The organism is Bacillota bacterium (assembly GCA_024655925.1).
Lineage (GTDB): Bacteria > Bacillota > DTU025 > DTU025 > JANLFS01 > JANLFS01.
This window is the reverse complement of the sequence record JANLFS010000014.1, coordinates 25,083-38,132: the sequence shown is the minus strand read 5'-3', so window position 1 is coordinate 38,132 and position 13,050 is coordinate 25,083. Positions and strand designations below refer to the sequence as shown.

The following is a 13,050-nucleotide window of genomic DNA, read 5'->3' as shown; positions in this document are numbered from 1 at the left end:
ATTCTATTCTCGGGCAGATTGCCTTCGTTGGGTTCGGGCTGGCGGCCACTCGGGCGGGCGCCGTGTTTCCAGCTGCCGGCCTGACTCTCACCGTGCTTGCCATGGCCGCGCCGGAAGGGCTGATCCGCCGTGTGCTTGCGCTGCTCTCGCCGGTTCCCTTGGCCTGGGCCGTGATCAGGGCGGCACTCGGAGTCGGACGCCCGATGACCATTGACCTGTTGGAGATCCCGCTGGTCATGAGTCTGGTAGTCGCCGCCATCGCGCTGCCATATATCCTCGCAATCCTTGCTCTGGTACCCGAACAGCGGACGGAGTTCTCTCGCCGCCGGAGGTTCTCGGATATGCTCCACGAGGGCTCGCCAGGCGGCATAGTGAGGGAGTTCACCTTCTCGGTCCCACACGCCGAACCGTCGCGACAGAGAAAACCACGGGTGCGGGGACTGGCGGCAGCCATCGGCCTGCTCGTTTTGGTCCTGACGGGTGGGTTGTTCGCGTTCCCCAGCTACACGCCTGATGCGCCGCAGCTTATTACGGTGGAGCAGGTGCAGGACGCACGCGGAAGAGGTCGACTCGTCCTGTCCAGCACTGACCACATCCAGGGGGTTGAAATCGCACCTGGCCTGGCCGGCCAACAGTCTGAACGAGTGGATGTCCGTGAGTCCAAATATGGTATGCTCTATCCGCTCACTTTCCCGAAGGTGGACCTCTCCGTGGCGACACAGCCCGAGCCGGTCTCTGGGGCGACGGTGTTCGCCATTACGGTGGCATCTGAGTCGCCTATGAGGCATGTCCAGATCACCTTGGACGGGCCGGCCGACATGAACCTGATAGATGTGGATCGCAGTTTCGTCCTCGAGCGCTCGGAATCCGCGACGCGAGTGCGGATACTCACTGCGGGAGAGCCTTTCCTTGTGCGGGCCACGGTCACAGCGAGCGTACCCGCAGGGTCCCGTGCCTCCGCCAGTGCTGAGGGTTCGTTTCAGGTGAACCCTGCCGCCATCGAGCTTACGGGCCCTGGGAAACGCTTCATCCAGACGAACTCGTTCGCAGTGTCGGCAGCCGGGTTACATCGATGAGGAATCACTCTTCACAATGTGAACCATTTATGGTAGTATATGGTTGAATATCACATCAGCGAGGAGTGTGCATCGAGTGGGAACACCCGAGTCTGTCGAATGCGGGCCTGGAGGCCGCGTGGCTATGGCTGTGTTAGAGTGTGTCGACTCAATCTCGTGGCACGTGGGGCGCTCTAAGATCGCGAGGATACTCAAGGGTTCTACTGCGCAGGATATCACGAAGCTCAACCTCACCCATGTCCGGAACTACGGAGAGTTCCGAGACCTCAGCCTCACCCAGATCGAAAGCATCATCGATCAACTCATCCAGGGTGGGTACCTCAGAACTTCCTTCGGCCGCCGACCCATCGTACTCATTTCCTCCGCCGGCAAGAGGGCAATGGCCACCGGGAAGGCTCCTGAGGTACAGATCCCGGACCAGATCAAGTTGTACACCGCGCGGGAACGATGCCGCAGGTGCCCGTACAACCCAGTACTCGCTCTCACAGCAGGGTACCCCGATGAGTCCATCTAACAGGCTGGCAGGCTGACACGGTGCCTGCTGCTGCTCATGACCCGGACGTTCTAGGCTCCAGGTATCGGACGTAGGAATATAAGCAGTTCCGCGCCGAGAATGGGGGGCCAGAATGTCATGTTCGTCCCCGCCCGTAGACTCAGGGCATGGGGCTTGCTGGTGTGTGCCGCTGCCGCCGCAGTCGTAGGCTTTGTCGCAGGCGGGCCCGGGTCCGTGCCTGTCCTTTCTCCTCCCTATGTGAACCCTTCTCCCTACCCCGAACTTGCCTACCACCGTGCCTATAACCACGGTCCGGCCACTAGCGCTGCCTCAGCCATTCTTGTGGAAGCCAAGACGGGCACGATCCTGTACGCGAAGAACGAACACCAGCTAAGGGAGCCCGCAAGCATCACCAAGGTAATGACCTCACTCGTTGCCATCGAGCGCGCGGATCTGGCGGATGTGGTCTCTGTGTCTGCGAACGCGGCGCGCGTCGGTGGGTCGTCCCTCTACCTCAAAGCCGGGGACGTCTACAAGCTCGAGGAGCTGATACGCGCCACGATGCTCCGATCCGGCAACGACGGCGCGACGGCCATTGCGGAACACGTGGGCGGGAGTGTCTCCGACTTCGTGAGTCTGATGAACACCCGAGCGCACTCCATGGGACTCAAGAAGACCAGGTTTGTGAACCCTCACGGCCTGACCGCGCCGGGCCACTATTCTACCGCGTACGACATCGCCCTCATGTGCATGGTGGCCCTGGCGAATCCGAAGTTCGCGGATATTGTCAGCACCGCCGAACACTGGGCGTCCACTATCGACGATGACCGCGCCCGGGTCGTCTACAACACCAACCGTCTCCTCTGGAGCTTCGCCGGCGCCGACGGGATCAAGACCGGGACTACCTCCCGGGCGGGCCACTGTCTGGCCGCATCCGCCACCCGAGATGGGCTGCAGTTCATCGCAGTGGTGCTCCGGTCCGGGGCACGGTGGCATGACGCAGCCGTGCTGCTCGAATACGGGTTTCAGAACTTCACCAGGGTTACGCTGGCGCGACGCGGGGAGGCTGTTGCTGAGGCGCTGGTTGCGCACCTCCGTCAACCATATGCCGAGATCGGGCCCTTAAGAGACGTTGACATCGTGCTGCGCAAGGACGAGGTGGAAAAGGTCACAACCCACGTTGATGTGCCCGCCCGGCTGCGTGCCACAGTTCCGTGTGGTAGAATGGCAGGCCATCTCCGGATCTTCTACGACGGTGAGGAGGTCTCGTCGTATCCTCTCTACGTCTTTCGCAGCGTGAGCCGGCGTGGGGTCCTGGGGTTGACGCATGGAATGTAGTGGAAAGCTGCTGCCCCTGGCGACGACAGTGTCACCTGCGACCTTGTCTCCACGAGTGTGGGGGTGAACCTCGGAAGGATAACCGAGCCGGTGTGGTGAAATTATAGTAGGACGCGGGAGTAGATGGGTCCTGGTGGGCCTTCTGGACTTCAAATCCAGTGGCGGGCAGCTGGACTGTCCGTGGTGGGTTCGATTCCCACATACTCCCGCCACTTGTGTTCGTTGATCCGGAGGTTTGGACATTGTCTGACCGCGAGATCATAAGATTGACGTCTCTATCATCCAAAGCGGGCTGAGCGGCCAAGATAGGTCCGGGCGACCTAAAGGCAGCTCTTGACGGGCTTGTGGTCCGGCAGGATCCGAGGCTGATTGCGGGTTTCGAGAGAGCAGAGGATGCAGGCGTATACAAGCTCTCAGACGATCTGGCAATCATCCAGACTGTCGACTTCTTCACCCCGATCCTGGATGACCCGTTTGAATTCGGGCAGGTGGCAGCGGCGAATGCCCTGTCCGACGTGTACGCCATGGGCGGGACTCCCATTACTGCCATGAACATTGTCTGCTACCCATGTTCCCTCGGGATGGATGTCCTGCGGGACATCCTCCGGGGAGGGGCTAGCAAGGTGGCAGAATCCGGCGCCCTTCTCGTGGGCGGACACTCAGTGGACGATAAGGAGCCCAAGTATGGGCTGTCCGTGACGGGGGTGGTCCACCCGGACCGGGTGGTGCTGAACTCCGGGGCGCGCCCTGGGGATCTCATCGTCTTGACGAAGCCTCTGGGGACAGGCATAATATCCACCGCCCTCCGTGCGGGGGCTGCCCCACCCGAATGTGAGCAGACAGCGTTCCGCGTGATGTCCCTTCTGAATGCCGGAGCCTCCCGCGTGATGCAGGAAGTAGGGGTGCATGCGTGCACAGACATCACAGGGTTCGGGCTGCTGGGGCACCTTTTCGAGATGGTCTCCGCATCGGGTGTCTCGGCAAAGGTGTTCGGCCCCGAGGTGCCAGTGATAGAGTTCACGCTTGAGTTGGCCTCACGTGGGTTCGTACCGGGCGGGTCCAGAAGGAACCGCAAGCACTTCGAGCCTCACGTGGACCTCGGCGGGGTTGAGCCGGACCTGGCGGAAGTGCTCTTCGACGCGCAGACCTCCGGGGGGCTCCTGATAGCGGTTGCATCTGACCGCGCCGGGGACCTTGTCATGAGGCTTCGTGAGGAGGGCACCGCTGCGGCCTCAGTCATCGGTGAGATTCGCGAACCGGGACCGCGTGGCGCGTGGATCGATGTGGTACCCGAGACGCGCCCCGGTGGCTGAAACTTGACCAGGCGAAGTCCCACGCGGGCGAGGTGCAACCAACGTGCGTCCCAGCTTGCGCTCCATCCCTTCAGTCTCTGACGTCTTGTCTCACCCGGCCGCAGCCGCGCTCATGGCCTCCATGCCCAGGCGAGTGGTGCGCGATGCCGCCCGCGAACTCCTCCGGGCTGAGCGCGAGCGGCTCACCCAGGATGCGGGCAGGGGCGAGGGGCCGGAAGACGCCCGCTCGGCGCGGGCTGCCGTCCTGGCCAAGGTCGTGTCTGAACTCCCGTCTGCCGCTGCGCGGCTTCTAATACCCGGCCCCCGGCCTGTTGTGAACGCCACCGGCATAGTCCTGCACACGAATCTCGGCCGTGCGCCGCTCCCTGAACCCGCGATCCAAGCTATCTCTGAATGTGCCCGGAACTACACAGACCTTGAGTTCGACCTTGAGACCGGGGACCGTGGGTCCAGGCAGGCGCATGTGAGTTCCCTTGCCTGCCGTGCCTTTGGCGCCCGTGGTGCGTACGTGGTCAACAACAACGCTGCAGCAGTCCTCCTGTGCCTGGACACCCTGGCTCGAGGACGAGAGGTCCCGGTGTCTCGCGGAGAACTCGTGGAGATCGGGGGATCCTTCCGGATCCCGGAGATCATGGCGAGGAGCGGGGCTACCCTCGTTGAAGTCGGGACCACGAACCGGACCCGCCTGTCAGACTACGCCGCGGCCGTCCGTCAGGAGACCGCTCTCATCCTCAAAGTGCATACATCCAACTTCCGAGTGGTCGGGTTCACTGAAGAGGCATCTCCCCGCGATCTTGTGTCGCTTGGCCGGGCTCGGGGGATCCCGGTCATGTATGATCTTGGATCCGGGGCAGCGACCGAGCTGAGCCAGTTCAACCTCGGCCACGAACCCACTGTTGGCGATGCGCTGTCTGCCGGGGTGGATCTCGTTACTGTGAGCGGAGACAAGCTCCTGGGGGGACCCCAATGCGGCCTGATCCTGGGAAGGCCGGACCTCATCGAGAAGATAGCGAGGAACCCTCTGGCGCGCGCGCTTCGCATTGACAAGTTGAGCCTTGCAGCCTTGTGCGCGGTCCTTGCGTCCTGGGCGGATCCAGACGAAGCGATCCGGGAGATTCCGGTGATGTCCATGCTCACGTCCTCACGCGCCGAGCTTGTCCAGAGAGCCCACAGCCTTGCTGATATGACGCGCCAGGCGCTCCGCGAGGCCGGGCTGGCGATGGCGTCCGAAGCTGGAGCTCCCGCAGCCCGAGAGGCCGGCCCGGGGCAGGCTGGCGAGACCGCCCGCGTCTTCGTTGAAGTGATAGATGATCCATCGGAGGCGGGTGGAGGCTCCATGCCCGGTGTCTCCATACCCGGCGCAAGCGTCGCCGTTCAAGTCGAGGGCTTTCCGCCCCAAGATCTGTCGGAACTGCTCCGGCTGGGGCGCCCCCCGGTGATAGCCCGAGTTGCCGGCAACTCCGTCCGCCTTCACCTGCGAACTATATTCGACCGGGATTTCAGTTGTGTGGCGCATGCGGTGGCCAGGGCGGCCGCGACGGCCCTGGGGGAGGCGTTGAAGTGAGGCACGGGATCGTGGGCACCGCGGGGCATGTCGACCACGGCAAAACGACCCTCATCCGCGCCCTCACCGGGGTGAACACCGACCGGCTTCGCGAGGAACAGGAAAGGGGCATGTCCATCGAGCTTGGATTCGCGCCGCTTGCGCTTCCTTCGGGGCGGGTCGCCGGGGTCGTTGACGTGCCCGGGCACGAGCGGTTCATCAAGAACATGCTCGCCGGGGCGACTGGGGTAGATGTCGCCATTCTGGTGGCCGCGGCGGACGAGGGCGTGATGCCCCAGACAGACGAACATCTGAACATTCTTCATCTTCTCGGAGTGAAGCACGGCGTCGTGGCGGTCACCAAGGCGGACCTGGTCGAATCGGACTGGCTTGAGCTTGTCAAGGAAGATGTCCGCGCGCGGCTTTCCCGGACCAGCCTCGCGAGGGCCCCTATCGTTGCGGTGTCCGCCGTTACTGGGCAGGGCCTGTCCGACTTGGTCTCAGCCATCGATCACGCACTTGATTGCGCTCTGGCGGCCTCTGAGCCGTGGAGCTTCTCCAGGCTCCCCGTGGACCGGGTTTTCGCGGCGCCGGGGCTCGGCACTGTAGTAACGGGCACACTCTCCGGCGGGCGCGTGCGTCCGGGCGACAGGCTCGAGCTGCTTCCGCCCGGTCGCGAGGTACGCGTTCGCGGCATAGAGGTTCACGGCACGCCCCAAGAGGAGGCAGTCCGCGGCCAGAGGGTCGCCCTGAACCTCTCAGGGGTTGACCGCGCCGATATCGAACGGGGAATGGTTCTGGCGGCTCCCGGAAGGCTTGTCCCCTCGACTCTCGTCGATGCCGAGCTGCAGATCCTGCCGGAAGCTGCGCCGGTTGCGCACATGGACCGCCTGAGAGTGCACCTCGGCACGGCGGAGATCATGTGCAGAGTGCGGATTATCGGGTCTGACGAGATCCTGTCCGGCATGAAGGGTTTCGTTCAACTGGATTTGGAGCAGCCGGTCGTCGCCGGGCGAGGTGACAGGTTCATCGTGCGCGCCTATTCTCCTGCGACTACAGTGGGCGGGGGAAGGGTCCTCTCGAGTGTTACATTCCGTCAGAGACGTCATCGGCCGGAGACCCTCCGGGACTTCGAGGCGCTCGCAGGAGACGACCTATTGGAGACCGCGGCCTTGTTTGTGCGGCGGTTGGGGTTTCTCCGCTCCCCACATTCCCGGAGGGCGCCGGTGGAGGCAGCCGCCGTGGCCCGCGCCGCCGGGATCGAGGATTCGGCTGCTGAACGCGTCCTGGGCGAAGCGACGGTGTCCGGTATTCTGGTTCAACTTGGTGACGACTCCTCCCCTCTCTATCTTCCCAGGTCAGACCATGATGAGCTCATCGGGGATGTCGTGACCCTGCTCAAAGACTTCCATGCGAGGGCGCCCTTGCGGCCCGGAATGCCTAGGGAAGAGCTGCGGACCCGCATCAGCCCAAGCTGGGAAGGGAAGGTCTTTGCCTCCCTGATCGCCGCAGCGGAGGCCCGCGGCATCCTCAAGCAGGTGGGCGCCGCGGTTTCTGCCCCGGAGCACGTCCCCACGCTTTCAGCTGAGCAAGCCACCCGAGCACGCGAGCTAGAGAAGATGTTCGCGGACGCCCTACTGTCCCCGCCAAACCGTGAGGAAGCCCTGGCCCGGCTGGGGTTGCACGGGTCCGGGACCCGATCCGCGGAGCCCATCCTCGATTACCTGATCGATCTGGGCGTGCTCGTCAGAGTAGGGCCCGAGCTTCTTTTCCACCGGGAGGCCCTCTCCCGGGCGTCCGAGATAGCGCGGGAACTCGGCTCCGAGGGGCGGGCGTTCACCGCTGGGGAATTCCGCGACAGGTGCGGGAACACCAGGAAGTTCGCAGTCGCTCTGCTCGAGTACTTGGACGGAGCAAGGGTTACGAAGAGAGTGGGCGACTCCAGGGTGCTAGCGCGTTGCCAAAGGTAGCCGGGTAATAGCATGTGTCCCAGTTCGCGGTTGACGAGCTCTGGGGGCTCATCGTAGGGTCTGCCCTGCTAGGCGGCATTTGGGCTTAGGGACCACCGCGAGCCCCGCACTTCTCTAGGTCCCCGCGCAGCTCAAGGTGGCTAGGAGCAGCCGCCTTGCAGCTATGGGAGTTGCAAGCCCGGCGCTGGACGATACTTGCCAGAACCACGCGATGTATCTAAGCAGGTACTTCGTGGCCACTCCACGGAACCTCATCAGCCACACCCGGAACCAGATCGCAAGGCGTTTCGCGTTCCTTTGGCGGTGCATTGGATCTGAGCTCGCCGTGTCTTCGCTGTAGGCTCTGGCGCGTGAAGGCGTTGCCCACGTCAGCCCCAGGCTCTGCTTGCCGGGAGGCGGCCAGTGCCCGATTCCGCGTTCCACGCAGATTCGAGCCCCGGGCGCGATCCGATCCCGCATAATCTCGTCGAACCCGACTCCGGATTCGCCCGGCGCGAGCTCAGCCGCGACGTTTCCGAACCGGTCGAGGGCGAAGAGGACATAGGCCCTGTCTGAGCGGGGGCTGAGGAACGGGATCTGGCGGGATCCTGGCTTCCGGATCATTGCGTGGGCACGGCGTGCCTCGCCCGGAGAGCCTTTGAAGCATTTGAGAAGAAGGAGCTGGTGCGTCTCCACGATCCCGGAGAGTGTAGTCTGGGCGTAAGCCCCAGCGAGCCTGGTGATGACCTTGTGTCTCCAGGCGAACGCGGTGTTCTTGGAGATTCCCAAGAGCCTTGCGGCCTGCCGCACTGAGAGGCCTTCCATCATCAGCGCGAGATATCCGAGCCATTTCTCCCGCAGCCGGGTGCGGTGCATCACTGTGCCGGTGAGGTCGGTGAAGTAGGTCCGGCATCGCTTGCACTTGTACTTCTGTATGCCCTTGGGCTTTCCGTACCGGACGATCTCCTTGCTTTCGCAGTTGGGACAGGCTTGCCCTTCGGGCTTTCCGAGGTCGCGAATGTCGGAGAGGCTTACCTCGACGTGGTCTTCGCAGAGCGGTGTGGGGACAATATCAAGGCCTTGGGCGGGGAAGGGGATGGCGCAGAGACGGACGTCGGACAGGCCGGGACCAAGCCCCAGGGGAAACGGGTAGCGGAGCGGCGAGGTCGGCACAGGATGGCCTCCTTTCGGCGGGCGCTGGCGACATACATATGTTACCATGAACCCCAAGGACCATCAACCATTGATTGGGACTGCGCCAACGAGGTTACAGTGTCACAGTTGCGCAACACAGGGCTGCGGTTTTATTTGACTCAGCGGCTGCGGCATGATATCATCATCTAGCAGCCTATCAGTCCGCAACACGCTCCCATGGTCTAGCGGCCTAGGACATCGCCCTTTCAAGGCGGTAACACGGGTTCGAATCCCGTTGGGAGCGCCATAAGGATTCGAGCCCCGCAATGTGCGGGGCTTTTTGCATTCTTAGGCCTTCGCACTCTGAGAATGGCGCCGACAATGAGTCATAGGAACGGAGCCCTCGTCTTTCGGCGAGTTTCCTTCGAAAGGCACAGGCGCTCCGGCACTTCCTTGATACGGGCCGTCTGAGAAGCCGACCGGCAGCGAGGGGCGGGAGAAGCTTGTTGAACGTGGCCTGGATTCTCAACCCGTACATGTTGGCGCTTGTGGTCAGCGCCGGGATCGCGGGGGCGGTCGGAGTGTATGCGCTCCTGCACAGCAAGGTTCCGGGCGCTGCCGCATACTCTGCCAGCGCCTTCATTGTCGCTGGTTGGGCAGTCTCCAACATCCTGGAGAAAGCCGCCGTCGACCTTGGGACCAAGGTCTTCTGGGCGAACGTGCAGTACGTCGAGTTCGGCTGTGTGCCTGTTCTATGGCTCATCGCGGCACTCCGGATGACTGGAAGAGACCAATGGCTGACTTCCCGGGCAGTTGTCCTACCTGCAATTGTCCCGGCGATCACAAGTATCCTTGCTTGGACGAACGACCTTCACGGCCTTCTGTGGAGCGATCCACGAATTGCGACCGTGGCGGGGCTATCAGTCATAGCCCAGACCTATGGCCTGTGGTTCTGGGTGCACGCTGCTTACTCCTACTCCCTCATCCTCACAGGTGTGCTGGTTCTTGCGCAGTCCATCGAACGGGCGCATGGTTTCCTCCGGACCCAGCCAATTCTCCTTCTCAGTCATAGGCCTGGTGGCACCCCTAGTAGGCAACTTGGTGTTCGTCTTGAGGCCGGCGGGCACGCCCCGACGTGATATGACTCCCGTGCTCTTCGGGGTCTCCGGCGCGATCCTGGGATGGGGCTTGTTCAAGTATGGGTTGTTTGATCTGACTCCCATCGCTCGGGCGGTTGTGATGGAGAGCATGAGCGAAGGAGTCGTGGTCGTCGAAAGGCGCGACAGGGTGGTGGACCTCAACCGGGCGGCACAGGCCATGCCGGGGCGCGAAACGAGCTTCGCCGTCGGTCGGAGCGTGTACGAAGTGTTCAGTGAGTGGCTATGCCTGTTCGAGGAGGGCAAGACCTTGAGAAGAGAAGGGACGTCCTCATACAGGAGCTCAATGGCGACGCCGCCTACCAGGCGAGCATAAGATCGGATCGTGGATACGACATGAACCTTGACCTCGACGCTTCGGATTCGGATGCGGGAGAAGATGCCGGAAGCGACGGGGCCGCGATCGTGTTTCCCGATGCTCTGATCGCGTTGAACTCGTCCACGGCATATGCTCTTTTCGAGGTGTTCGAAGAGGCCTACGGGATCCCACGGATGCTCACCGACACGGGAAGCATCACGTTCTCGATGGTCCGGACTTTCTCCGGCTGGAAGATCGATTCCATGACCATATGGTTCGGAAGCTACGTCGTCGACGCGATGGCACTCGGAGAGTCTGGGACCGCATTCGGGCTTGGGAGGCTCCCGGCACAGTTCAGAAGGTAGTCCGAGAGAGTCACGGGAACCACTATCCACCGGATCACGTTAGTAGATAGCGGGGGTGGGTTCATCCTTGACATCCCGGGTCGCGTCGCGACGGTCCTCGTCGCGCCGGCCCGGGTCCGTGCTTTTTGGGGGGCAGGCAAGTCGTAGCCCGCTTGGCCTTTGCGCAGCCTTTGGCGAAGGCACGAAGCCGCGAGAGAGCCGACCCTTGTTCCTGGGAGCGGCTCCCGGCTGCTCCAACTGCTGTACGCACTGGATGTCTTGCGCGGGATGTGCTAGAATTCCCGTAACCAAGTGAGAGCTGCACTCAGCGTGGCCGGCTATCATCTGCTGAGGCCGGAGCCCGTCGGGCCGCTCGACACATCGCAGGAGGTGAACTAGTTGCCCGTCTTCGATCTCAAGATCACGGTCAAGAGCCAACGTGGAGAATGCGCATTCAAGTACAAGGAGGGTGACGTATTTTGGGTCCGAGGCGGAGCATCCCCGGAGGGTCTGTGCATGACTGCGCTAGCCGCACTCATGCCTGCCATATCAGTACTCTCGGTGGGAGGGAGCTTCCCATGGGAGCCTGACCCGGATTCGACCTGCCGGGCCTGCCCGGACGGGGACAACCCGGTGGTCTTCGAGGTCCGTCGAATCGCTGAAAGCGAGGTCGGTGACGGTGGAGATAACGGTAGCTGAGGCTCTGAAAATCGGCGGCCTCAGGCACTGCCGGGTGGTGGCCGGCTCGCGAAACTTGGGTAACAAGATCCTTCACATCGACACCATGGAAGTGCCAGACATCAGGCCGTGGCTTCGTAAGCACGAACTCCTGGTGACAACCGCCTACGCCATCAAAGACGATACGCAGGCTCTAGCGCGCCTGATTGAATCGCTCGCCGAAGTGGAGGCGGCTGGGCTGGCCATCAAGCCGGGCCGATTCATAGGCAACCTCCCGGACTTCGTGATCGAGGCTGCTGACAAGCTCGGTGTTCCTCTCATCGAGATCCCCGTGGATCTTCCTTTCATCGAGATCACTCATCCTCTCATGAAGGCAATCCTGAGTCGACAAGCCCGCAGGCTGGAGTATTCAGAAGAAGTACACAGGGCCCTTCTCCGAGTGGCACTGGAGGGGCAAGGTTACGACTCCATAGCCACCACACTCCAGTCTCTTCTCGAATGCGGAGTGATCATTTTCAACAGGGAATTCGAGGTGCTTGCTCGGGCTGGCGCCAGCGACGTCGTTCCCACGCCGGATCAGCGAGCACACCTGGAGAGAATGTCGGGGGCCGGCCGTACCCGGCTGGGCCACTCAGGGTGGCGTTACTGCTGCCAGCCTGTGCGAGTGCGGGACAGGGTTCTCGGGTACGTGGCTGTCTGCGAGCAACACAAGCATCTCAACAGCATGGAACTGATAGCCTTGGAGCACGCGTGCACAACAGTGGCCTTGGAGATAGTGAAACAGCGGGCTGTCGATGAAACCGCCAGGCGTCTGGAGATGGACTTCTTCGACGAACTGCTAGACGGGGCGGTCCGCAGCCGAGAGGTGGCCGAAAGGCGCGCCGCGGCCTTGGGGTGGCCCGTGGAAACCAGTTACTACGTGGTGGTATCTGATGTGGACGGGTTCGAGAGTCACGTGGTGTCCAAAGGCGGAGAGCCTTTCGCCAGGGCCATCAAGGATCGGATGGTCCGGACCGCCCAATCAGCGCTGGCCCGTTGGCTGGGCGCTCAGGTCGGGACGGGACCCGCTGTCATGGTGCGCAGCGACAGCCTGGTCTGCATAGTCCCCGTTGCATCGGACCCGGGCAAGAACGGCGTACCCGCAGCCCGTGAAATCATGCGTGAACTGTCGGGGCGAATGGAAGGCATGAGTATCTCGGTGGGAGTGTCGCATGTGCACTCCGAGATCTTAGAACTCCCGGTGGCTTACAGGGAGGCCCATCACGCCGCGCACATGGCTCTCGTGCTCTTTGGAGGGAACTGCGTGACTCACGTGGAGGACGTGGCCGTGTTCAACCTCATGATGACCGGCATCGACCACCGGGAGCTCGGCGGGTTCTGCAACAGGATGCTCGGCCCCCTGCTGGAACAGCCTCTCTCGGACAGAGCCGTCCTCATGGACACATTAGAAACTTACGTCCTTTCGGGAGGCTCCCACGCGGAGACTGCCCGGAGGCTTTTCATTCACCGGAACACCCTGAAGTACAGGCTGAACAAGCTTGAGAATATCCTGGGGAGGCCCCTCACTGACCCGTCGTACATCCTCAACTTGGGTGTCGCACTGAGACTCTGGCGCCTTCTCAAAGCAGAGGCACTGACTAGCCCCAGCATAGCTGACTCACTATGAACGGACAGCAACTCTCCCCTCCAGCACCTCGAGAACCCCGCCTTTGTGCAGACCGCACAAT

General features: G+C 62.4%; 12 protein-coding genes and 2 tRNA genes. 13 read left to right on the top strand and 1 reads right to left on the bottom strand.

Translation table 11 applies throughout. The features are described 5' to 3' along the window. From NUW23_03690 to selB, 7 genes are all read left to right on the top strand, one after another. Positions 1-1,076: hypothetical protein (locus NUW23_03690; protein ID MCR4425280.1), on the top strand; the 1,076-nt coding region annotated here is incomplete at its 5' end. Positions 1,077-1,200: 124 nt separating this feature from the next. Next, a complete protein-coding gene (locus NUW23_03685; GenBank protein ID MCR4425279.1) occupies positions 1,201-1,590 on the top strand; it encodes a hypothetical protein in 390 nt (129 codons plus the stop codon). A gap of 117 nt (positions 1,591-1,707) precedes the next feature. Beyond that, positions 1,708-2,907: a D-alanyl-D-alanine carboxypeptidase gene (locus NUW23_03680; protein MCR4425278.1), complete on the top strand. Its 1,200-nt coding sequence runs from the start codon at positions 1,708-1,710 to the stop codon at positions 2,905-2,907. A gap of 115 nt (positions 2,908-3,022) precedes the next feature. Further along, positions 3,023-3,119: transfer RNA gene (locus tag NUW23_03675), tRNA-Sec, on the top strand. Between the two features lie 30 nt (positions 3,120-3,149). Next, positions 3,150-4,220, top strand: a complete 1,071-nt coding sequence (gene selD, locus NUW23_03670) for a selenide, water dikinase SelD (protein ID MCR4425277.1) — start codon at positions 3,150-3,152, stop codon at positions 4,218-4,220. A gap of 43 nt (positions 4,221-4,263) precedes the next feature. Beyond that, positions 4,264-5,784, top strand: coding sequence for an L-seryl-tRNA(Sec) selenium transferase (selA, locus tag NUW23_03665; protein MCR4425276.1), 1,521 nt, complete (start codon positions 4,264-4,266; stop codon positions 5,782-5,784). Beyond that, positions 5,781-7,733 (top strand): selenocysteine-specific translation elongation factor, encoded by a 1,953-nt coding sequence (gene selB, locus NUW23_03660; GenBank protein MCR4425275.1) that lies wholly within the window; start codon positions 5,781-5,783, stop codon positions 7,731-7,733. The genes selA and selB overlap by 4 nt, the downstream gene beginning before the upstream one ends. 114 nt (positions 7,734-7,847) lie before the next feature. Here selB and NUW23_03655 read toward each other — a convergent pair whose 3' ends face one another. After that, positions 7,848-8,885: a helix-turn-helix domain-containing protein gene (locus NUW23_03655; GenBank protein ID MCR4425274.1), complete on the bottom strand. Its 1,038-nt coding sequence runs from the start codon at positions 8,883-8,885 to the stop codon at positions 7,848-7,850. A 192-nt stretch (positions 8,886-9,077) separates the two neighbouring features. On the opposite strand from NUW23_03655, the gene NUW23_03650 reads away from it, so the two are divergent. From NUW23_03650 to NUW23_03625, 6 genes are all read left to right on the top strand, one after another. Continuing rightward, positions 9,078-9,153: transfer RNA gene (locus NUW23_03650), tRNA-Glu, on the top strand. 205 nt (positions 9,154-9,358) lie between these two features. Beyond that, positions 9,359-9,985: a hypothetical protein gene (locus tag NUW23_03645; GenBank protein ID MCR4425273.1), complete on the top strand. Its 627-nt coding sequence runs from the start codon at positions 9,359-9,361 to the stop codon at positions 9,983-9,985. Continuing rightward, positions 9,948-10,319 carry a PAS domain-containing protein gene (locus tag NUW23_03640; protein ID MCR4425272.1) on the top strand — a complete coding sequence of 124 codons (372 nt, stop codon included), beginning with the start codon at positions 9,948-9,950 and terminating at the stop codon, positions 10,317-10,319. The genes NUW23_03645 and NUW23_03640 overlap by 38 nt, the downstream gene beginning before the upstream one ends. A 20-nt stretch (positions 10,320-10,339) precedes the next feature. Next, entirely contained in the window at positions 10,340-10,666 is a 327-nt protein-coding gene (locus tag NUW23_03635) for a hypothetical protein (protein MCR4425271.1), read from the top strand. Positions 10,667-11,044: 378 nt separating this feature from the next. Then, a complete protein-coding gene (locus NUW23_03630; protein ID MCR4425270.1) occupies positions 11,045-11,344 on the top strand; it encodes a TIGR04076 family protein in 300 nt (99 codons plus the stop codon). Next, positions 11,325-12,989: a PucR family transcriptional regulator ligand-binding domain-containing protein gene (locus NUW23_03625; protein MCR4425269.1), complete on the top strand. Its 1,665-nt coding sequence runs from the start codon at positions 11,325-11,327 to the stop codon at positions 12,987-12,989. Before NUW23_03630 ends, NUW23_03625 begins: the two co-directional genes overlap by 20 nt. Positions 12,990-13,050 lie beyond the last annotated feature (61 nt).

What these genes read in the sequence shown, in the direction of transcription:
- NUW23_03685 (MCR4425279.1), top strand. Translation starts at nt 1,201, where the DNA reads ATGGCTGTGTTAGAGTGTGTCGACTCAATCTCGTGGCACGTGGGGCGC.
- NUW23_03635 (MCR4425271.1), top strand. Translation starts at nt 10,340, where the DNA reads ATGAACCTTGACCTCGACGCTTCGGATTCGGATGCGGGAGAAGATGCC.
- NUW23_03680 (MCR4425278.1), top strand. Translation starts at nt 1,708, where the DNA reads ATGTTCGTCCCCGCCCGTAGACTCAGGGCATGGGGCTTGCTGGTGTGT.